Below are 21,538 nucleotides of genomic sequence, written 5' to 3'. Positions count from 1 at the left end.
TGTATATGATTAACTAGGATCTATAGTACCGAAGTGACAGAGGGTTGACGATACGTTAACAGGCTTATCAAGCCGTCCATCTAATGTCACTATAACCATGCTGCATCGCAAAATCGACTCAGACCATTGGCTATTTTCTTGCACCATGGTCGAGTTCAGTCTGAGTTCGGTTTGTCAGCAGGGGCTAAGGTTCTTATAATCCACGGCGCGCGACCGGCAGGTAGGTGGTCGTGCCCGACTTGGCAACGGCCGAGCCCCTTCCAGCAACCACTGCCCGCTCGGGCTATGCCCGACCTGTCGCTGAGCGGGCCAAGAGAGTGTGTATAACGCCGTGAATAGCAAACGACCCGTAAACCTAGATCTAACGACGATACATTTCCCACTACCGGCGCTAACGTCGATTACACACCGTATCACGGGTGTGATCCTGTTCGTTGGCCTGATTTTCGCTTTTTGGGCGTTGGGTAAATCCCTGTCATCTCCGGCTGGCTTCGATGCTGTCAGCAGTGCCTTAGCCAACAACTTCTTTGCCAAGCTCGTTGCGTGGGGGCTGCTGTCTGCCTTGGCATTCCACTTTGTGGCAGGCATCAAGCACCTGCTGATGGACGCCAATATTGGGGTGACCTTAGAAGGTGGCGTTAAAAAAGCACAGGCTACTGTGGTAGTGAGTGCAGTTCTGATTATTCTGGCAGGAGTTTGGGTATGGTAACCAATATCACAAGTTTTGGCCGTAGCGGGCTGTCCGACTGGCTGATGCAGCGCGTTTCTGCGGTCATCCTGGCCCTTTACACGGTTTTCGTTGTTGCCTACTTGCTGTTTAATCCAAACCTGGACTACTACGCCTGGAGCGGGCTGTTCGAGCAAACGTGGATGCGCATTTTCTCGCTGCTGGCGTTTGTCTCTATCGCTGCGCACGCCTGGATCGGTTTGTGGACCGTCACCACCGATTACCTCAAGTCCACTCGCCTGCGCGTGGGTGCCCAGACGCTGATCATTCTGGCCATCTTCGTGTACCTGGTGTGGGGCATTCAAATTCTGTGGGGAGCTTGATACATGTCTAACCTTCGTAGCCTGACATTCGACGCCATTATCATCGGTGGTGGTGGCTCTGGCCTGCGTGCTGCGCTTGAACTGGCAAAATCTGGTAAGAAGACAGCCGTGCTGTCCAAAGTGTTCCCGACACGCTCTCACACGGTTTCTGCTCAGGGCGGTATTACCTGTGCGATTGCCTCCGCCGACCCGAACGACGACTGGCGCTGGCACATGTATGACACCGTCAAGGGCGGCGACTATATCGCTGACCAAGACGCTGCCGAGTACATGTGTTCGGAAGGCCCCAAGGCCGTCTTCGAACTCGAGCACATGGGCCTACCGTTCTCGCGTTTCGACAATGGCCGCATCTATCAGCGTCCGTTCGGTGGTCAGTCCAAGAACTTTGGTGAAGGTGGTCAGGCCGCACGTACCTGCGCCGCCGCCGACCGTACCGGTCACGCGCTGCTGCACACCCTTTACCAGAACAACCTGAAGAACAACACCACGTTCCTGAACGAGTGGTACGCGGTGGATCTGGTCAAGAACGCCAACGGTGACGTGGTGGGCTGTATCGCCATGTGTATCGAAACCGGTGAAGTAGTGCACGTCAAGTCGAAAGCCACCGTGCTGGCGACCGGCGGTGCCGGACGCATCTACGCGTCGACCACTAACGCCCTGATCAACACCGGTGACGGTATCGGCATGGCGCTGCGCGCCGGCTTCCCGATGCAGGACATGGAAATGTGGCAGTTCCACCCGACCGGTATTTACGGTGCGGGCACGCTGGTCACCGAAGGTTGCCGTGGTGAAGGTGGCTACCTGGTCAACAAGGATGGCGAGCGTTTCATGGAGCGCTATGCGCCCAACGCCAAAGACCTGGCGGGCCGTGATGTCGTGGCGCGTTCCATGGTCATGGAAATCCTCGAAGGCCGCGGCTGTGGCGAGAAGGGCGACCACGTGTTCCTGAAGTTGGATCACCTGGGCGAAGAAGTGCTTGGTAAGCGTCTGCCGGGTATCGTAGAGCTGTCTAAAACCTTCGCTCACGTTGACCCGGCGAAAGACCCGATTCCGGTCGTCCCGACCTGCCACTACATGATGGGCGGTATCCCGACCAATATTCATGGTCAGGCGATCACCCAGGACGAGAGCGGTAACGACAAGATCGTCAACGGTCTGTTCGCGTGTGGCGAAGCTGCCTGTGTATCGGTACACGGTGCTAACCGCTTGGGCGGTAACTCGCTGCTGGATCTGGTGGTCTTCGGTCGCGCTGCGGGCATGTTCATCGAAGGCGCGCTGAACGAAGGTATCGAGTATCTGGACGCTTCCGAGTCAGACATCGAATTCGCCATGAAGCGTATTACGCGCTGGAACGAGTCTGAAGAGGGCGGCGAAAGCATTCCTGAGCTGAAAGCCGAGCTTCAAGACATCATGCAGAACTCTTTCGGTGTATTCCGTGAAGAGAAAAACATGCAGGAAGGTGTCAAAAAGCTAGCGGAACTGCGTGGCCGTATTGCTAATGCGCACCTGCCGGACAAATCCAATGTATTCAACACTGCTCGTGTTGAGGCGCTGGAGCTGGACAACCTGATGGAAGTGGCAGAAGCGACGGCGATTGCTGCCCTTGAGCGTAAAGAGAGCCGTGGTGCCCACTCGCGCTACGACTACCCAGACCGTGATGATGTCAACTGGCTGAAACACTCGCTCTACTTCCCAGCAACTAAAGAGCTGAAGAAGCGCGACGTCAACTTCAAGCCGAAAACTGTTGATATGTTCGAGCCTAAGGTTCGCACCTACTAATCTCCGCACTGACGAGAGGGAGTCACCATGTCCAATCTTCAGGTATCCGTATACCGCTACAATCCGGAAACCGACTCCGCGCCTTATATGCAGGAGTTTCAGGTCGATACCAAAGGCCGTGATCTGATGGTGCTGGATGTTTTGCACCTGATGAAAGAGCAAGACAGCGGTTTAGCCTATCGCCGTAGCTGCCGTGAAGGTGTATGCGGTTCCGATGGCATGAACATGAACGGCACAAACGGCTTGGCATGCATCACGCCGCTGTCCGATGTTGTGAAAAACAACAAACTGACGCTGCGCCCGCTGCCTGGCCTCCCGGTCATCCGTGATATGGTGGTTGACATGGGTCTGTTCTATAAGCAGTACGAGCGTATTCAGCCGTACCTGCAGAACGATACGCCAGCGCCAGCCATTGAGCGTCTGCAGTCGCCGGAAGAGCGCGACAAACTGGATGGTCTGTACGAGTGTATTCTGTGTGCGTGCTGCTCGACTTCATGCCCGTCGTTCTGGTGGAACCCGGACAAGTTCGTGGGCCCGGCGGGTCTGCTGCAGTCATACCGCTTCCTGGCCGACAGTCGCGATACCGCCACGCGTGAGCGTCTGACCAGCCTGGAAGACCCGTTCTCGGTGTTCCGTTGCCGCGGCATCATGAACTGCGTGGCGGTATGCCCGAAAGGTCTGAATCCGACCCGTGCAATTGGTAAAATTCGTGAAATGTTGCTCGCAGATGCGACGTAACTCATTAATCCTGTGAAAAAAAGCGACTACCACGTAAGTTGCATCACAAAGCTACTTAAATCGTGGCGCTTCGCTTGTTATCATAGGGGCTGTCATGGTGCGGCGACGCGCCGCACCATGGATCAGCCAAGTTTAAAAGCCGGTGCGACGAGTACCGGCTTTTGAGCATGAACTGGTAATGAAACGCGTCATCATACGTGTATGAAAAGGGCTACCGGCCTCAGGTCGGCGCCGCCGGCAAACGTCCCGCCCCGCCGGCAGGGCAATAGCGATGTCGTTGCACGCATGCAGCGATGCCGATACCACCCCATCAGTGCAGGGTGACCGAGAGATGCAACAAGGCATAATGGAGTTGATGTGGCGTTCCTCTCACGTTAGTGGTGGCAATGTCCACTACGTGGAAGCGCTTTACGAGCAGTACCTCGCCGATCCTGATTCTGTCTCAGACGAGTGGCGCAGCTATTTCGATCAGTTGCCGCGTGCTGAAGGCAGTGCCTCCCACGATGTTCCACTAAGCCCCATTCGTGATCAGTTCTACCAGCTTGGCCGTGAAAGGCGCCCAGGCCGGGTAGTCGCCGCGTCCGACAGCGGTGAAAACAAAAAGCAGGTCAAAGTTCTGCAGCTGATCAACGCGTATCGCTTCCGTGGCCATCAAAAGGCCAATATCGACCCGCTTGGTCTGCGTAATCCCACCCCCGTCCCCGACCTCGACCTGTCATTCCATCAGCTGTCCCAAGCTGATCTTGATACCGAGTTCCAGACAGGTTCTTTCTTCCTGGGTATTGATAAAGCACCGCTGCGCGAGATCGTCGACGCGCTGGAGCAGACCTACTGCCGCTCCATCGGCTGCGAAATCATGCACATCGTGGATACCGAAGAGAAGCGCTGGCTGCAGCGTCGTTTCGAATCGGTACGCAGCGCGCCCAAGTTCAGCGATGACGTGCGCAAGCACGTACTGGAACGCCTGACGGCTGCGGAAGGTCTGGAAAATTACCTGGCCTCCAAGTACCCGGGTACCAAGCGTTTCGGCCTGGAAGGTGGCGAGTCGTTCGTACCGATGATGGACGAACTGATTCAGCGCGCCGGCGGCTATGGCACCAAGGAAGTCGTGATCGGCATGGCCCACCGTGGCCGCTTGAATCTGCTGGTCAACATCCTGGGCAAGAACCCTGCGGATCTGATCGACGAGTTCGATGGCAAGAAAGTCATCGAGCGTGGTTCTGGTGACGTGAAATACCACCAGGGCTTCAGCTCCAACGTCATGTCGCCTGGTGGCGAAGTCCACCTGGCCATGTCGTTTAACCCGTCGCATCTCGAAATCGTCGCGCCGGTGGTGGAAGGCTCGGTACGTGCCCGCCAGGATCGCCGCAATGACGCTGACGGAAGCAAAGTGCTGCCGATCAATGTTCATGGCGATGCCGCCTTCGCGGGGCAGGGTGTGGTCATGGAGACATTCCAGATGTCTCAGACCCGCGCCTACAAGACCGGTGGCACGGTACACATCGTCATCAACAACCAGGTGGGGTTCACGACCTCCAACCCGGCCGATGCACGCTCCACCGAATACTGTACTGACATTGCCAAGATGGTTCAGGCGCCGATCTTCCACGTCAACGGCGATGATCCGGACGCGGTCATTCACGCCACCCAAGTGGCCCTGGATTACCGTCAGCAGTTCAAGAAAGACGTCGTCATCGACCTGGTGTGCTACCGCCGTCGCGGCCATAACGAGGCCGACGAGCCATCGGGCACCCAGCCGCTGATGTACGCCAAGATCAAGGACCACCCCTCCTCACGCACGCTGTATGCGCAGCGCCTGATCGAGCAGGGCGTGCTGTCCGAAGACGACGCCAAAGCCATGGTGGAAACCTACCGCGATGATCTCGTGGCAGGCAATCACGTGGCCAACGCGCTGGTTCAGGAACCCAACAAGTCGCTGTTCGTCGACTGGGCTCCCTACCTGGGCCATGAGTGGACCGGCAATGCCGACACCACCTTCGACATGAAACGCCTGCAACAGCTGGCGGCGAAGATGTGTGAAATACCGGACGGTGTCGATGTTCAGCGTCAGGTCGCCAAAATCTACGAAGACCGGCGTAAAATGCAGGCGGGTGGCATGGGGCTCAACTGGGGCTTTGCCGAAACGCTGGCCTACGCCACGTTGCTCGACCAAGGTCATCCTATCCGCATCACCGGGCAGGATGTGGGGCGTGGGACGTTCTCCCACCGTCACGCGGTCGTGCACAATCAGAAAGACGGGTCGACCTATGTACCGCTGCAGAATATGGCCGACGGTCAGCCGCGCTTTACCATTCACGACTCCTTCCTATCAGAAGAAGCCGTGCTGGCATTCGAATACGGCTACTCGACCACCGCCCCGAATGACTTGGTTATTTGGGAAGCGCAGTTTGGTGACTTCGTCAACGGCGCTCAGGTGGTAGTGGATCAGTTCATCTCTTCCGGTGAGACCAAGTGGGGTCGCCTATGCGGCTTGACCATGCTGCTGCCTCATGGCTATGAAGGCCAAGGGCCCGAGCACTCTTCTGCCCGTCTAGAGCGCTTCTTGCAGCTGTGCGCCGAGCACAACATGCAGGTGTGCGTACCGACGACGCCAGCGCAGATTTTCCACCTGCTGCGCCGCCAAGTGATTCGTCCGCTGCGTAAACCGCTAGTGGTCATGTCGCCTAAGTCGCTGCTGCGCCACAAAGAAGCCGTGTCGAGCTTGGAAGATCTCGCCTACGGCAAGTTCCACATGGTACTGCCGGATCAAGCGAATCTCGACGCCGACAACGTCACCCGCGTCATTATGTGCGCAGGCAAGGTCTACTACGATCTGGTTAACTGGCGCGCTGAAAACGAGCGTGACGACACGGCGATCATTCGTCTAGAGCAGCTCTATCCCTTCCCGAAAGAAGAGCTTCTGGAAGTGCTCCAGGCGTATGCTAATGTGGAAGACATCGTATGGTGTCAGGAAGAGCCGCTGAACCAAGGCGCCTGGTACTCCAGTCAGCACCACATGCGTACCGTGGCCGATATGTTGAAAGATGGCCTTGGACGTGAGTTGAAATTCGCAGGGCGTCCTGCCTCGGCTGCTCCGGCAGCGGGCTACATGTCCGTCCACACTGAACAGCAGCGCCAGCTGGTGGAAGACGCTTTTAACCTATAAGCGCCCACCGGGTTTAGAGAACACATAAGGGAAACGACATGGCTACTGAGATCAAAGCGCCAACCTTTCCGGAATCCGTTGCCGAAGGCACCGTGGCCGCGTGGCACAAAAAGCCGGGTGACAGCGTCGAACGCGACGAGCTGATCGTTGAAATCGAGACCGATAAAGTGGTGCTTGAAGTCGTCGCACCGGAAGCGGGAACCCTGACCGACGTGATGGCCGAAGAAGGCGATACCGTCGAGTCCGAGCAGGTATTGGGCAAGATCGGCGAAGCGAGCGGTGCTGGCAGCAAGAAAGAGAGTGCCGCCAGCGATGACAGCGCCGAGAAGGCCGAGTCCAAAGAAGCCGCCAAGCCAGCCGGAGGCAAGCAGCACGACGTGAAGGCGCCTAGCTTCCCCGAGTCCATTCAGGAAGGCACCGTGGCGACCTGGCACAAGAAAGTAGGCGAAGCGGTCAAGCGTGACGAAGTGCTAGCCGACATCGAAACCGACAAGGTCGTGCTGGAAGTCGTAGCGCCTGCCGATGGTGCCCTGGCGGAAATCAAGGCAGAAGAAGGCAGCCAGGTTGAGTCCGAAGCGATTCTGGCAACCTTCGTAGAGGGCGGTGGCAGTGACCAGGCCAGCGCTTCTTCTTCCAGCAGCGCTTCCAGCGACGCTGACGATGAAGGCGCCGATGAGAAGGTGGGTGGCAAAGTGTTGGCACCGGCTGCTCGCAAGATGGTTGCCGAGCACGATCTGGACGTTTCCAAGATCGAAGGTACCGGCAAAGGCGGTCGCATTCTGAAAGAAGACGTTCAGAAAGCCGTCAAGGATGGTTCGGCCAAGAAAGCGGCCAAGTCCTCTGCACCCGCCAAAGCCGCTGCTGCGCCAGCGGTCGAGGGTGAGCGTGCCGAGAAGCGCGTACCGATGAGCCGTCTGCGTCAAACCATCGCCAAGCGTTTGGTTCAGGCACAGCAGACCGCTGCCATGCTGACCACGTACAACGAAGTGGACATGGGTGCGGTGATGTCGCTGCGTGCCCAGTACAAAGATACCTTCCTGAAGGCCCACGACACCAAGCTTGGTTTCATGGGCTTCTTCGTGAAAGCCGCCTCCGAAGCTCTCAAGCGTTTCCCGGATGTCAACGCCTCCATCGATGGCACCGATATCGTTTACCATGGTTACCAGGACATCGGTGTTGCCGTGTCGACGGATCGTGGTCTCGTGGTGCCGGTTCTGCGTGACACTGACAACATGAAAATTGCCGACGTCGAGAAGACGATTGTCGACTTTGGCAAGCGTGCGCGTGACGGTAAGCTCGGCATCGACGAAATGCAGGGCGGCACCTTTACCATCACCAATGGTGGTATCTTTGGCTCGCTGATGTCGACCCCGATCATCAACCCGCCGCAAACCGCTATCCTGGGGATGCACAAGATCCAGGAACGCCCGATGGCGGTGAACGGTAAGGTCGAAATTCGCCCGATGATGTATCTGGCACTCTCTTACGACCACCGCATGATCGACGGCAAAGACGCGGTACAATTCCTGGTTACGATTAAAGAGCTGCTGGAAGACCCGGCCCGTCTGCTGCTAGACGTATAACGAAGCGCGCTGAACCGCCTTCGCTAGTGCTGAGCACGCTGAGTTAATCGCACACAGCCTCCTACCCGCTGTCATCCACCCGGGAGGAGGCCACCAAGCTAAAGGAGCCAACATGGCTGACAAGTTTGACGTGATCGTTATTGGTGCAGGCCCTGGTGGCTACGTAGCGGCTATCCGCGCTGCGCAGCTGGGTTTGAAAGCCGCCTGTGTTGAAAAATGGATCGGTAAAGAAGGTAACGTCGTTCACGGCGGTACCTGCTTGAACGTAGGCTGTATCCCGTCCAAAGCGCTGCTTGAAGCCTCGCACAAGTTCGTCGAAGCCAAGCACGATTTCGACGACATGGGTATCGAAGCCGGCGACGTGACCATGGACGTCAAGAAGATGATGGCGCGCAAGGACAAGATCGTTAAGAACTTGACCGGCGGCATCTCTGGCCTGTTCAAGGCCAACGGCGTGACCGCCATCGAAGGTACCGGTAAAGTGGTGTCTGGCAAGCAGGTTGAGGTGACCGACCTCGACGGCAACACCACCACTTACGACGCCGACAACATCGTCATCGCGGCAGGCTCCGTGCCGGTGGAAATTCCGCCCACGCCGCTGACCGAAGGCCTAATCGTCGATTCCACCGGCGCACTGGAATTCCAGGAAACGCCGAAGCGTCTTGGCGTCATTGGCGCGGGCGTCATCGGCCTGGAGCTGGGCAGCGTATGGAACCGTCTGGGTTCTGAAGTCACCGTGCTGGAAGCGATGGACTCCTTCCTGCCGATGGTCGACACCGCGATTGCCAAAGAGACCCAGAAACTGCTCAAGAAGCAGGGGCTGGACATCAAATTGGGTGCCCGTGTGACCGGTTCGGAAGCGAACGGTGACGAAGTCGTCGTCAAGTACACCGATGCCAACGGCGATCAAGAGATGACCTTCGACAAGCTGATCGTATGTGTCGGCCGTCGTCCTTATACCAAAGGCGTTGTGGCCGATGGCGTGGGCGTCGAGCTGGACGAGCGTGGCTTCATCTTCGTGGACGACCAGTGCCGCACCAACGTGCCGGGCGTCTACGCCATCGGTGACTGTGTACGCGGTCCGATGCTGGCGCACAAAGCGTCTGAAGAAGGCATCATGGTGGCGGACATCATCGCCGGTCACAAGGCCGAGATGAACTACGACACTATCCCCAGCGTCATCTATACCTTCCCGGAAGTGGCCTGGGTCGGCATGACCGAGCAGGACGCCAAGGCCAAGGGTATCGAAGTCAAGACCGGTAGCTTCCCCTTCGCAGCCAGCGGCCGTGCCATGGCCAACAACGCCACCGAAGGCAGCGCTAAGATCATTGCCGATGCGGAAACCGACCGTATTCTCGGTATGCACATCGTGGGTCAGCACGCCGGTGAGATGATCGCCCAGGGCGTGATCGCCATGGAGTTCGGCTCCAGCGCCGAAGACCTGGCATTGACCTGCTACGCGCACCCGACCATGTCGGAAGCCGTGCACGAAGCTGCTCTGGCGGTAGAAGGTCATGCCATTCACATGGCCAACCGCAAGAAGCGCAAGTAATTCGCTAAGCAACAACCAAGCGCCACCGTCAGGTGGCGCAACACTTTCATGGCGGCGTGGGCAACTCGCCGTCATGAAAGCACGGGGATGACCAGCACCTGCAAGATGTTCTTCAGGGCGACTGATCATCGTTCGAGTCACATGCAACCAATGGCATGAATCGATGAACCTTCACGAGTATCAAGGCAAACAGCTGTTTGCTGATTATGGTCTGCCAGTGTCCAAAGGCTTTGCCGTGGACACTCCCGAAGAAGCAGTAGAAGCGTGCAAAAAAATCGGCGGCGACATGTGGGTCGTCAAAGCCCAGGTTCACGCTGGCGGCCGCGGTAAAGCGGGCGGCGTCAAGCTGATCAAGGACCCGGCAGAAGCCAAAACCTTCGCCGAGCAGTGGCTGGGCAAGAACCTGGTCACTTACCAGACTGACGAAAAAGGTCAGCCGGTTGCCAAGATTCTGGTAGAGACCTGCACCAACATCGCCGACGAGCTCTACCTGGGCGCGGTCGTTGACCGTACTACCCGCCGTGTGGTCTTCATGGCCTCTACCGAAGGCGGTGTTGAGATTGAAACCGTCGCCGAAGAGACGCCGGAAAAGATTCTCAAAGCTGAAATCGATCCGCTGGTCGGCGCACAGCCCTACCAGGCGCGTGAGCTGGCGTTCGCGCTGGGTCTGGAAGGCGATCAGGTGAAGCAGTTCACCAAGATCTTCCTGGGTCTCTCCAAGCTGTTCCACGACAAGGATTTGGCACTTCTTGAGATCAACCCGCTGGTCATCACTGACGAAGGCAACCTGCACTGCTTGGATGCCAAACTGGGCCTCGACAGCAACGCCCTGTACCGTCACCCGGACCTGCAGGCCATGCGCGATCCTTCCCAGGAAGATCAGCGTGAAGCCGACGCGGCGAAGTGGGAACTTAACTACGTCGCCCTCGACGGTAACATCGGTTGCATGGTCAACGGCGCAGGCCTGGCTATGGGCACCATGGATATCGTCAACCTGAGTGGCGGCAAACCCGCTAACTTCCTGGACGTTGGCGGCGGCGCGACCAAAGAGCGCGTCGCAGAAGCGTTCAAGATCATCCTGTCTGACGACAACGTGAAAGCTGTTCTGGTGAACATCTTCGGCGGCATCGTTCGTTGCGACATGATTGCTGAAGGCATCATCGGTGCCGTTGAGCAAGTGGGCGTTAACGTCCCGGTGGTCGTTCGCCTGGAAGGTAACAACGCTGAATTGGGCGCTGAAAAACTGGCGTCTAGCGGTCTGAACATCATCGCTGCTACCAGTCTGACCGACGCGGCTCAGCAGGTTGTAAAAGCAGCGGAGGGCAAGTAATGAGCATCCTGATCGATAAGAACACCAAGGTCATCTGCCAAGGTTTCACCGGTGGCCAGGGCACGTTCCACTCCGAGCAGGCGATTGCCTATGGCACGCAAATGGTCGGTGGTGTTACGCCGGGCAAAGGCGGCCAGACGCACCTGGGCCTGCCTGTTTTCAACACCGTGAAAGAAGCGGTCGAGAAAACCGGCGCAGAAGCCAGCGTGATCTACGTACCGGCACCGTTCTGCAAAGACTCGATCCTTGAAGCTGCGAACGCTGGCATCAAGCTGATCGTGTGCATCACCGAAGGCATCGCGACCCTCGATATGCTCGACGCAAAAGTAAAATGCGACGAGCTGGGCGTACGCCTGATCGGCCCGAACTGCCCGGGCGTGATCACTCCCGGTGAGTGCAAAATCGGTATCATGCCGGGTCACATCCACCAGCCGGGCCGCGTTGGTATCGTTTCCCGCTCTGGTACCCTGACTTACGAAGCCGTTAAGCAGACCACTGACCACGGTTTCGGTCAGTCTACCTGTGTCGGTATCGGCGGCGACCCGATTCCGGGTTCTAACTTCATCGACATCCTGGAGATGTTCGAGAAGGACCCGAAAACCGAAGCGATCGTGATGATCGGCGAAATCGGCGGCACTGCCGAAGAAGAAGCCGCGGCTTACATCAAGGCCAACGTTTCCAAGCCGGTGGTTTCCTACATTGCCGGTGTGACAGCACCTCCTGGCAAGCGTATGGGCCACGCTGGCGCCATCATCTCTGGCGGTAAAGGTACTGCCGATGAGAAATTTGCGGCTCTTGAAGACGCCGGTGTGAAAACCGTTCGTTCTTTGGCGCAAATTGGCGACGCGCTGAAAGAAGTAACCGGCTGGTAAGCCGCGCACTTTCTTCGTGACGCTGAAAAGGGCACCTTGGGTGCCCTTTTTGCGTTTGAGGAGGTTAAGTAAAGCGGTGAGGCGGCTAGCGCTGACGCAGCATGCGCGCGCTGTAGAACAGTAGCAGCGGCGCGCCAGCGGCAAGATACAAGTGGTAGCTAATCAGCCGCCAGACCAGCACGGCGGCTGCGGCCTGCTCCCGGCCCATCAAGGGCAGCAACAGGCTTCCCACCCCCACTTCAGCCGCCCCTGCGCCGCCAGGGAGGAAGCTGAATTGGCTGGCGGCCATAGCTAGCATCTGAGTTAAAAACGTCCAGAGCCAGTCGGCATGCCCCCCGATGCCAATCACCGCTAGGTACAGCAAGCTGTAGCGCAGCAGCCAGTGTAGGGTCGTGAGTGCCAGCATCGCTGCCAACGTGGCTTTGGGTAGTGCCAGCGTCATACGCAGCGCATGGCGACAGCGTAACAGTCGCCTAACCAGCCAGCGCCTGCGGCTAGGGCGTATCCAGGCTAGCCACTGGCGTTGAGTACGCAGCAGCTTGGGTAAGTACCCCATCATCAGCGAGACGCCCACCGCTAACAGCGCCAATCCCAGTAACGAGAGCTGTACCAGCCCCTGGTGTGGCCACTGGGCATCCCCGAAAACCGACATCGCCACCAAACCGCTCAGCATCAGCAGAAAGAACAGCAGGTCGCACCCCTGGTCGATGAGAAACACGGCGGTGCCTTTTGAGGGCGAAAATCCCCGCTGGGCAAGTAATAACAGCAGAGTGGCCGGGCCGCCGCTACCGCCTGGCGTTGCGCAGAGCGCGCACTTCGCCGCCAGCTCGATGCCCAGCGCGCCGCGCTGCCCAAGCTGGCCAGCTCGGCCGTTGAGCATCAGGCGCAGCCGGGCGGCGTTCAAGTTCCAGCATAGCGCCGCCATGGCGATCATCAGAACCAGTAGGCTAATGGGAAACTGCGCCACATGCTCAAACGCTTTGCTGCCCCCTGCAAGCGATGTGAGCACCAGTGGCGCTACCAGAGCAGCCAGCAGTAGAACGGCGTGTAGCGGACGAAAGCGCAGCAGCCGTTGAGGTTTAGCGACGGACGACACGGGCATCGGGCTGTTCGAGTCCACAGAGGTCGACATAGTGCGTCAGCAGCGAGCCAATGACGCTATCCCAGCTAAACTGGCGCTCAACAAAATGGCGCGCGTAGCGTCCGCTGGCGGCAATATCGTTGCTAAACAGCGCGGAGCAGGCGTCCGCCATCGCGTCAGGGTCAAGCGGCTGGCAGAGCACGCCCGCGCCCAGCGGTACGTTCTCGATCAGCGCGCCTGCCCGCGCGCCAATCACCGGCAGGCCGCTGGCCATCGCTTCCTGGGCCACCAGCCCAAAGGTTTCGCGGGTGCCCGCATGCAGCAGCGCATCGCTACTGGCAAGCGCTCGGGCCACTTCATGGCTACCGCAGCAGCGGTTTACCACCGTGACATTGCTAGGTACTTGAGTCGGCATGCCCGGCCCCATCAGCAGCAGGTGGTAGTTGCTGCCAAGCGCCCGCATGGTGGCGAGTAGTACGTCGATATTCTTTTCTCGGGAAAAGCGGCCAACAAAGATCAGCAGCTTTTTATCCGCAGGAATACCCATGGCCGTACGGAAGCCGGGGTCGCGTCGTGAAGGGTGAAACTGCTCTAAATCAACCCCTAACGACTGCACGCGCACGTTGGGCACGCCCCACTCGGTGAGTCGGTTGGCCATCGCATGGCAGGGAGCAAGCACGCTATCAAAGCGCTGGTACAGGTCCACCACGTAGCGAATTAGCCGTTGGCGAACATGGCGGCCAAAACGGTCCCCCATTAAGTTAGGTAAGTCGGAGTGGTAGAACCCCACCACTGGCACACCTAGCCGCTGGCCAGCCTCCAGCGCGGCCCAGGCGGTCACATACGGATCACCTGCTTCGATCAACGTGGGGGAGAGGTCTACCAAAGCATCACGCCAAGGGCGGCGGCGCAGCGGGAATCGATAGCCTTGTCCAAGAGGCAGATGCAGCGCTGGTAGCGTGTGGTGGTCGCCCAAACTATCACGCTCAGCCCCTGGCACCAGCAGGCTGGTACGGAGGTTGGGTGTGCGCGAGAGGACGCGGTGCTTGGCCTGTAAATAGGTGCGAACGCCGCCACTTGCCGGGGCGTGGAACATGGTCACATCGGCGATGTGCAAGGTAACCTCCGAGCCACATGAGTGTCATCGAATTACCTTAGGGTAGAAATAAGTCAGTTCTGCGACAACGTCACCTTGGAGCAGAAATAAAAACGCCACGGCAAAGCCGTGGCGCGAACACGTGTTGGCTGCGTTTAGTCAGCAGGTTTGGCGACCAGCGAGCGTGTCTCTTCACGGGCTTCCGTGAGTGATACGCGCAGGCTATCGCCCAGCTTGAAGCGCTCTTCGCCTTCGATCTGAATGCGGCCCTCTTTGTCATCGATGACCACTTTATCGCGGTCACTGTGCATCAAGGGGGCAGGCACGAACGCCGTCGCGCCGTTTTCTATCAGGCGAACCCGCATACCGCCACGGTTGATCGCCATGATTTCGGCGTCGAAGGTGTCCTGATTCTGCGCCGCCGGGGTCAGGTAGCGCACGTAAAGCCAATCTTTCACGTCGCGCTCGGCCATACGGTTCAGACGGCGGCGCTCGGTGAGCTGCTCGGTGAGCTGCTGGCTGGCTTCTGCCGGAGCCTGCTCACCCTTCAGCACGCGCTTGATCAAGCGGTGGTTGACCATATCGCCATACTTACGAATCGGCGAGGTCCAGGTGGCGTAGGCGGGCAGCCCCAGGCCGAAGTGCGGGCCAGGCTGAGCCGACATGCTGGTGAAGCCCTGGAAACGGCGCAGGCGCGCATCCAGCCAAGCGTCGTCGCGGCTTTCAAGCGCACGCTTCAGCTCCTTATAGTGGGCAAGCTCGGTAAGTGCTTCCTGGGCCACTTCGATGTCTTGAGTCGCCAGGAACTCTTGTGCCGCTTCAGCTTTTTCCGGCTCGAAAGCGCGGTGTACGTTGAAGATTCCGTGGCCGATATGGCTAGCCAGGAAATCCGCGCAGCAGGCGTTGGCAGCAATCATCGACTCTTCGATCATACGGTTGGCAATGCGGCGGTCTTCGGTGTGAATCCCCAGCACGTTGCCCGCTTCATCCAGATCAAACACGTAATCAGGACGATCTTTAAATACCAGCGCGTGCTCGTTGCGCCACGCGGTACGCGCTTCGGTCAGCTCACGCAGGGCGTGTAGCTGCTCGGCAATATTATCTGCCGGTGCCCAGTCGCCTTGACCTTCAATCCAATCAGAGACGCGCTCGTACACTAGCTTAGCGTGGGACTTCACGTTGGCCGCGAAGAAGCGGTAGTCGCCCAGGCTGCCGTCGGCGTTAATGTTCAGCGTGCAGGCCAGGGCAGGGCGCTCTTGGCCTTCCCGCAGCGAGCAAAGATCATCCGCCAACTGCTCGGGCAACATGGTCACGTTCTGGCCCGGCAGGTACACGGTAAATGCACGGACGCGGGCTTCCAGGTCAGCAGCGTGGCCCTCTTCCACATAAGCGGTGGGGTCGGCAATCGCCACGCTCAGCTGCCAGCCGCCTTCGGGACGGGCCACCACATGTAGGGCATCGTCCATGTCTCGCGTCTTTTCGCCGTCGATGGTAAAGAAGGGCTGTGCGGTGAGGTCTTCCCGCGTCAGTCCCTCGTCGCGTAGCGGCCAATCGCTGCCGGCATCCGGGCACTCTTGCTCCAGCGCGTGGCGAGCAAGCGTCACGCGCCACGGCACGGCGGGGTCGTCGGCTTTGGCCACCAACTCATCGATCTGGGAGAAGAAGCCGCGGTCGTTCTCTTTTAGCGGGTGACGCACCAAACGCGCCACGACCCAATCGCCGTCGGCAATGGAGTCTTCATCCAGGCTATTTTTGATGCGTGCTTTTAGAACGTTGCGAATCGAGGGGTGATCCGGCACCACCGCGAGGCGGCCTTCGCGCTTTTGCACGCGAGCAACGAAGCGGTCTAAACCGGCTTCAATAAGCTTTTCAGGCTCAACCGATTTTTTATCGCCGTTCTCGTGAATCACGGCTTCCACACGGTCGCCGTGCAGCACCTGTTTCATGGCGGGGGGCGGCACGAAATAGGATTCGCCGCTATCAGTTTCAAGAAAACCAAAGCCTTTTTCTGTGGCTTTGATCACCCCTTCAGCGCGCGGGGTGGTTTCACGGATCTGTTGCTTGAGCTGGGCAAGCAGGGAGTTGTTTTGAAGCATGTGTTCAATCAGTTGGCGAGAGTAGGTTGCCACTATACGGATTCCCACTGGCTGCGCCAATCGTTGCCCCTGGGGAAGTGGCGACGGCGACGGCAAGTCAATGACTTACTTACGGTTGGCTGAATCGGTTAAGCTGAGCGAACTGCAACGTTACTCTGCTAACGCACAAGGAGCGCTTTGATGACCCCTCGCCTGATCGTTTCCGACCTTGACGGTACCCTGTTAGGCAGCGACCACCGGTTACATGACAGCACCATTGAGGTGCTCCAAGAGTTGGTTCGGCAGGGGCACCACCTGGCGCTGGCCTCGGGCCGCCACTACCACGATATGCGCGTCTTCCGCGATGAGCTGGGCGTGCCTGCTCACCTGATTAGCACCAACGGGGCTTACACCCACGACCCAGACGATGGCTTGGTTAGCGCGTCGCACCTTAACCCGGATCACGCTCACGCGCTGATTCATTTACCCCGGCCGCCACAGGTGCGCCTCAACCTTTACCGCGAAGCGGGCTGGCATGTGGACGCCGAAGCGCCACACCTGCTTTCACTGCACGCCTCGACGGGCTTTCGCTATGAGGTCGTGCCACCGGAGCAGATGGACGCCAACGGCGTAGGTAAAGTGCTCTATTTGGGCAACCCGGATGCGCTGGCAGAGCTGGAGGCTCAGGCCCAAGCGGCGCATGGCGATGGGCTGCACATTACCTACTCCACGGTGGACTCGCTAGAGATCATGGCGGGCGGAGTGAATAAAGGCGTGGCGCTCGCGGCGTTGCTGGAGTCGCTTGGGCTCACTGCCGCCGATTGCCTAGCCTTTGGCGATAACCTCAACGACACCGAAATGCTCACCCTGGCAGGCGAGGCCCAGGTGATGGCCAACGCTCATCCGGCGCTGTTCGATCGCGTGCCAGAAGCCCGGCGGATCGGCCACCACGGCGAAGCAGCGGTGGCGTTATTCCTGAAGCAGCGCTTTGGGCTTTAGCATTTGTCGCTGTCATTTTCGCTCTGCCACCTTAGTCGAGAGCCGCTTGTGGTAGGCGATACGCTCCACCATCATCTAGCCCCTAAAACGATAATAACCTTCAGGAGTGGGGCGAGCTTGGCCTGCTAGGTGACTTAAATGAAGTGGCGGATGCCGAAGGCTGGAACGACCTGTTACAGCCGGTGGTTCTGGGTCTACGGCCCGAGCACTTCAGCGAAGAGGATGTGCGGCTGAACGGTATTAATCGCTGTTGCGTGCGGCGGGGGCGGGCTCTTTATCAAGCCGCTTGATCTGCCTCCAGAGGTCTTGGCGAAGGTCGGCTAATTTGGGCTGCTCTTCTGGGGTAAACGCCACCGGGCGGCACAGTCGCTGAGCGCGCATACCCAGGCGGGCGCTCAGCAACCCGGTCGCCAAGCCCTGGCCTGCTCGCGCCGAAAGGCGGCCTGCCAAGTCCAGCGAGAGCATGTCCATGCTGGCATCGGTGGCTAGTTCGCTGGCGCCTGCAAACGCCATGTTGTGCAACACATGGCGAAATAGCCGCAGGCGGCTGGCGTAGCCAAGCTCCAGCCCGTACAGACGGCTCAGCCGATCCACCATGGCTAGGCTGCGCCACGCCACCAGCGCCATATCCACCAGGGTTAGCGGGGAAACCGCTACCATGATGGCGGTTTCCCCCGACATCCGGGTAATCAACCGCTGGGCTTCCCGGTCACGGGGGGCGAGCAGGTGGTAGCGCAGCAGGGTTTGAATCTCTTCCCCGCTATGGTGCGGCTGGCACGCCCGCTGAAAGGCCAGCCAGTGCGGGTCGTCGTTGCTCAGTGCCAGCTGCTGTTTTAACTGAACGGCCATCGCCTGGGCCTGCTGGCTGGAGCGCTGGGGAAGCTCGGCTAGGTTGGCCCGTAGCTGATCGTGCCGCTTTAAGCGCCGCAAACGGCCCAGCTCCTTGAGGAGCGATACGCCGCCCAAGCCAATCAGGCTAATCCCAAATAGCTGCCACGCCATCGCCATCCACTGGGACTGGAACAGCGCGTCAGGAATGCCGGTTGCAAGCTCTACCGTGCCGAGTGTGGCACCGCCTGCCAAGGCGAACATCAGCCCCCAGCGGCGCTTGCGAGGCGCGCCAAGGGTCTCTTCCGGCAGCGCTTTGAGTTCGGCTTGGGTCGCCAGCGGCTGGTGCGACTCAGTCGCTGCAAAGCGTTCGTGCTGGCGCAGGGTTTCCTGGGTAGGTTCGGGCGGCGCTTCGGTTTGGAAGTCGCGGCGGGGCTGAGGGTTGCTCATGTCAGTTTGTCTCCAATCAGCCAGTCAATCGCGGCGTCCATACGGATGTGGGGCAGTGCCTCGCTATCGGCGGGCAGCGGGCGGAAGCTGGGGAAATCAAATCCTTGCTGCTGCCAAAAATCGGCTTTGGGCAGGCGGCTGGGCACATCGCCGGGGTACACCAGCACGTCTTCACCTTCTAACGTGGTGCCTTTCAGCGCTGGCGTTCGCTTGCCATCATGCAGCACTTCGCGGGCCTCGGTGGCGCGAATGGCCGCCAGCGACAGCGCTTTCACCGGGATATCGGCAAAGCGTAAGTCTTTCAATGGCTCCGCCAGCAGCGCTTCTAACAGTTGCACCACGTGGGTGTGTTGGTCGGGTGTCACGTGGTCCGCCTTGGTGGCGGCAATGGCGAGGCGGTCAATTTTAGGAGCGAACAGGCGGGTCAGCAGGCTGCGCTTGCCGTAATCAAAGCTCTTCATCAGCTGTTGCAGCGCGCGGGAAAGATCCTCGAAACGCTCCGGCCCGGCGTTAAGCGCGCCCAGCACGTCCACCAATACAATCTGGCGGTCAAAGCGGCGAAAGTGGTCGCGGTAGAAGGGGCGCACCACCTGCTGCTGGTAGTAGCGAAAACGCGCCGCCAGGGTGGCGTAGAGGCTCGACTCGGGCAGCGCGTCGAGGGTTTCTTTGGGAGTATCTAATCCGGGCAGCGGGAAGAACTGCAGCACCGGTGCGCCATCCAGCTCGCCGGGCAGCAAAAAACGCCCTGGCTGCAGGTCAGAGAAGCCCGCCTGCTTGGCACGACGCAGGCCGAGTGCATAGGCATCGGCCAGCGTGGCGAGCTGTGCTTCATCGGCTTCTGCCGTAGGGTCTAGCTGCTCTGACTCGGCCAGCCATTCGCTAAACAGTGCCCGGCGATGAGGGCCTTCGTGCTGGGCTTGGCTCTGGCTCCAGCTGTAGAAGTCGTGCTGCAGCAGCGGCAAATCCAGCAGCCATTCGCCGGGGTAGTCGAACAGATCCAGCGTCAGGTGAGCGATATCCGGCGTAAACCAACCCTGTTGGGCAGGGCGGTAGCGCAGCTGCAAGCGAAGCTCGCTAATGCCACGAGTGGGCTCGGGCCAGCGCGGCGGTGTATCTCTCAGCGATGCCATGCCGGGGTCATAAGGGAAGCGTGGCACGCCTAAGTCCGGCTGATTTAAACGCTGCGCGCCTAGCAGTCGACCTTCACGGGCAACCGGTAGCAGGTCTAACTGTGCTTCTACGCCTGCATGGCGTAGTTGGTTCACCAGCGAGGTTAAAAACGCCGTTTTACCCGCTTGCGAAAGGCCTGTCACCGCCAGCCGCAGCTGCCGGTCTCGGCTTCGCTCTAACAAATTGCTCAATTCGCGGCTTAACGGCTGGCGCATCCTGTCGCTTCCTTCATCGGGTGGGGCATCTTGGCGAGGTGGTGGAACGTTAGCGCTGCCACATAAAGACAAGTTGAGAGAGCATGGGCAGGGTCGCAATGATAAAACCGACGACCGCGAGGCTATAGCCGGGCCAGCGGCGCTGCATTTTTTGTGCAAGCGTTAAGCCAACCAAGCACACCACCATACCGATCAGGTTAAAGGCAAGCGTGGCTGCTTCCAGCCATTGTTGTGGATCCATCGTCGCTCCTTGGGGGTGTATCAATGGCTTGATCATAGCAAAGCCTTGATGAACCGATCATTAACCGCGGCTTATTGTCGTCCCTAGCAGGTGCTGTGCCCCTGGTACTAACCAAACGGGGTCAAGGCGAGTATTGGCGGCTTCAACGCATAAAAAGTGTTTGGCGGCGTCGGCGGGTGTGTCGCTGGGCAGGTCGCTATCCGGGTGCCAGACCACCGTGGAGTCGCTGGACTGCTTACCGATGCGCAGCGTGCGCTGGCCGTCGTTGAGCAGCACCGCTTCATTGGTGTGATAAATACGGTCGACCGGGCCACGAATCGCCAGCGTGCCCTGTTGCTCAGATTCCGCAAAGTCACGCAGCTTATCCAAATAGCGCGCGCCTGCTAGGCCTTCTAAGCGGCATTGATGCACCTCATTAACGGCCAGGTAGGTATGCAGTGCGCCGCTGGTTTTGATCGGAGCATCGCCAATGTTTTCGCTGATGATCTCAACGTTTAGCCGCTGGGCGTTGGCTTGAATGACCACGCGGGCGGTGAGCTGGCTATGCAGACACTCTTCCGGCGAGAGATGGACCTCGATGCCTTCGGCGTGGTCGTCAACGGCGTCCAGACGCCACATGGCGTGGCGGGCAAGCCCATGGAAGGGGCCGTTACGCTCGGGGCTTTCGTCAGCGTAGCGCTCGTCGGCAAACCAGGGCCAGCAAAGCGGAATGCCGCCACGAATCGCGCCCGGCAGCGCCTGCGGCGTTGGCGTTACCCATAGCCAGCCAGTGTCGTTTGTTGGCTGAAAGTGCAGCACCTGTGCGCCTTGCAGGCTAATGACCATTTCCCCCCAGGCCATGTTGAAGAGTGCGACGTCACGGCCCTCCCAGGTGGCGCGTTGATGACCATCAACATGGCTAAGTAGCTGTTTAAGGGAGTCGGGAATCATAAGAGGATCCTTGTGGGAAAAGGCAACAAATGGGCAGAACAGTAGCGCCGTGTGCTATGGTAGGACAAGCATAGATGGAAGGTAAAACCCCAAGCTGAGTGAAACCAAGGAGGTAGTATGGGCTTTATTGCGTGGTTAATCATTGGTGGTTTAGCTGGCTGGATTGCTGGCAACATCATGCGTGGCGGTGGTTTTGGTATTTTAGGCAACATCGGCGTGGGTGTGGTTGGCGCGCTCGTCGGGGGCTTCTTATTTAGTTTGCTGGGTTTACAGGCGGGTGGCTTTATCGGCTCGCTGGTCACGGCAACCGTGGGGGCGGTGGTCTTGCTATGGGTCATTAGTAAAGTCAAAAGCGCTTAGCGCACGCTGCTCTTTGCGGTAAT

The 21,538-nt window shown here is 59.0% G+C and carries 18 protein-coding genes; 11 read left to right on the top strand and 7 right to left on the bottom strand.

Annotated features, from left to right (window positions below):
* The first annotated feature begins 331 nt into the window (after positions 1–331).
* The 9 genes from sdhC (at position 332) to sucD (ending at position 12,070) form a co-directional block, all read left to right on the top strand.
* The gene (gene sdhC, locus AC13CN_RS13350; RefSeq protein WP_196781579.1) at positions 332–709 is read left to right on the top strand and encodes a succinate dehydrogenase, cytochrome b556 subunit; all 378 of its coding nucleotides are present in this window, start codon (positions 332–334) and stop codon (positions 707–709) included.
* A complete protein-coding gene (gene sdhD, locus AC13CN_RS13345) occupies positions 703–1,050 on the top strand; it encodes a succinate dehydrogenase, hydrophobic membrane anchor protein (protein ID WP_044627833.1) in 348 nt (115 codons plus the stop codon). Before sdhC ends, sdhD begins: the two co-directional genes overlap by 7 nt.
* Positions 1,051–1,053: 3 nt before the next feature.
* A complete protein-coding gene (gene sdhA, locus AC13CN_RS13340) occupies positions 1,054–2,829 on the top strand; it encodes a succinate dehydrogenase flavoprotein subunit (RefSeq protein WP_044627832.1) in 1,776 nt (591 codons plus the stop codon).
* 27 nt (positions 2,830–2,856) lie between these two features.
* Positions 2,857–3,567 (top strand): succinate dehydrogenase iron-sulfur subunit, encoded by a 711-nt coding sequence (locus tag AC13CN_RS13335; protein ID WP_044627831.1) that lies wholly within the window; start codon positions 2,857–2,859, stop codon positions 3,565–3,567.
* A 331-nt stretch (positions 3,568–3,898) separates the two neighbouring features.
* Entirely contained in the window at positions 3,899–6,733 is a 2,835-nt protein-coding gene (locus AC13CN_RS13330) for a 2-oxoglutarate dehydrogenase E1 component (protein ID WP_483053204.1), read from the top strand.
* Between the two features lie 38 nt (positions 6,734–6,771).
* Positions 6,772–8,316 carry a 2-oxoglutarate dehydrogenase complex dihydrolipoyllysine-residue succinyltransferase gene (gene odhB, locus AC13CN_RS13325; protein WP_044627830.1) on the top strand — a complete coding sequence of 515 codons (1,545 nt, stop codon included), beginning with the start codon at positions 6,772–6,774 and terminating at the stop codon, positions 8,314–8,316.
* Positions 8,317–8,428: 112 nt separating this feature from the next.
* Positions 8,429–9,868, top strand: a complete 1,440-nt coding sequence (lpdA, locus tag AC13CN_RS13320; protein WP_044627829.1) for a dihydrolipoyl dehydrogenase — start codon at positions 8,429–8,431, stop codon at positions 9,866–9,868.
* Between the two features lie 163 nt (positions 9,869–10,031).
* Positions 10,032–11,198 (top strand): ADP-forming succinate--CoA ligase subunit beta, encoded by a 1,167-nt coding sequence (gene sucC, locus AC13CN_RS13315; RefSeq protein ID WP_016914526.1) that lies wholly within the window; start codon positions 10,032–10,034, stop codon positions 11,196–11,198.
* Entirely contained in the window at positions 11,198–12,070 is an 873-nt protein-coding gene (gene sucD / locus AC13CN_RS13310) for a succinate--CoA ligase subunit alpha (RefSeq protein ID WP_044627828.1), read from the top strand. Before sucC ends, sucD begins: the two co-directional genes overlap by 1 nt.
* A gap of 85 nt (positions 12,071–12,155) precedes the next feature.
* Here the strand turns inward: sucD and gpgF are convergent, their stop codons facing one another.
* From gpgF to AC13CN_RS13295, 3 genes are all read right to left on the bottom strand, one after another.
* The gene (gpgF, locus tag AC13CN_RS13305) at positions 12,156–13,172 is read right to left on the bottom strand and encodes a glucosaminyl phosphatidylglycerol flippase (protein ID WP_483053203.1); all 1,017 of its coding nucleotides are present in this window, start codon (positions 13,170–13,172) and stop codon (positions 12,156–12,158) included.
* Positions 13,150–14,268 carry an N-acetylglucosaminyl phosphatidylglycerol synthase gene (gpgS, locus tag AC13CN_RS13300; protein WP_044627826.1) on the bottom strand — a complete coding sequence of 373 codons (1,119 nt, stop codon included), beginning with the start codon at positions 14,266–14,268 and terminating at the stop codon, positions 13,150–13,152. The genes gpgF and gpgS overlap by 23 nt, the downstream gene beginning before the upstream one ends.
* Positions 14,269–14,402: 134 nt before the next feature.
* Complete coding sequence (locus AC13CN_RS13295; RefSeq protein WP_137093241.1) at positions 14,403–16,343, bottom strand: exoribonuclease II; 1,941 nt, start codon at positions 16,341–16,343, stop codon at positions 14,403–14,405.
* A gap of 180 nt (positions 16,344–16,523) precedes the next feature.
* On the opposite strand from AC13CN_RS13295, the gene AC13CN_RS13290 reads away from it, so the two are divergent.
* Positions 16,524–17,321 carry a Cof-type HAD-IIB family hydrolase gene (locus AC13CN_RS13290; protein WP_474188438.1) on the top strand — a complete coding sequence of 266 codons (798 nt, stop codon included), beginning with the start codon at positions 16,524–16,526 and terminating at the stop codon, positions 17,319–17,321.
* A 240-nt stretch (positions 17,322–17,561) separates the two neighbouring features.
* Here the strand turns inward: AC13CN_RS13290 and AC13CN_RS13285 are convergent, their stop codons facing one another.
* Genes AC13CN_RS13285 through AC13CN_RS13270 form a run of 4 tightly spaced genes read right to left on the bottom strand, consistent with a single transcriptional unit; the run spans position 17,562 to position 21,155 of the window.
* Positions 17,562–18,599, bottom strand: coding sequence for a YcjF family protein (locus tag AC13CN_RS13285; RefSeq protein WP_273682238.1), 1,038 nt, complete (start codon positions 18,597–18,599; stop codon positions 17,562–17,564).
* Positions 18,596–19,984: a YcjX family GTP-binding protein gene (locus AC13CN_RS13280; RefSeq protein ID WP_044627822.1), complete on the bottom strand. Its 1,389-nt coding sequence runs from the start codon at positions 19,982–19,984 to the stop codon at positions 18,596–18,598. The genes AC13CN_RS13285 and AC13CN_RS13280 overlap by 4 nt, the downstream gene beginning before the upstream one ends.
* A gap of 49 nt (positions 19,985–20,033) precedes the next feature.
* On the bottom strand, positions 20,034–20,225 hold the full coding sequence (locus AC13CN_RS13275) for a hypothetical protein (protein WP_044627821.1): 192 nt from the start codon (positions 20,223–20,225) through the stop codon (positions 20,034–20,036).
* Positions 20,226–20,285: 60 nt separating this feature from the next.
* Entirely contained in the window at positions 20,286–21,155 is an 870-nt protein-coding gene (locus AC13CN_RS13270; RefSeq protein ID WP_058576923.1) for a D-hexose-6-phosphate mutarotase, read from the bottom strand.
* 117 nt (positions 21,156–21,272) lie between these two features.
* Here AC13CN_RS13270 and AC13CN_RS13265 point away from each other — a divergent pair, with 117 nt between their 5' ends.
* Entirely contained in the window at positions 21,273–21,515 is a 243-nt protein-coding gene (locus tag AC13CN_RS13265; protein ID WP_044627819.1) for a GlsB/YeaQ/YmgE family stress response membrane protein, read from the top strand.
* Positions 21,516–21,538: the final 23 nt, after the last annotated feature.

Source organism: Vreelandella sp. L-25, from assembly GCF_056857535.1.
Note: the sequence above shows the minus strand (reverse complement) of the source record. Positions and strands in the feature narration are given on the sequence as shown.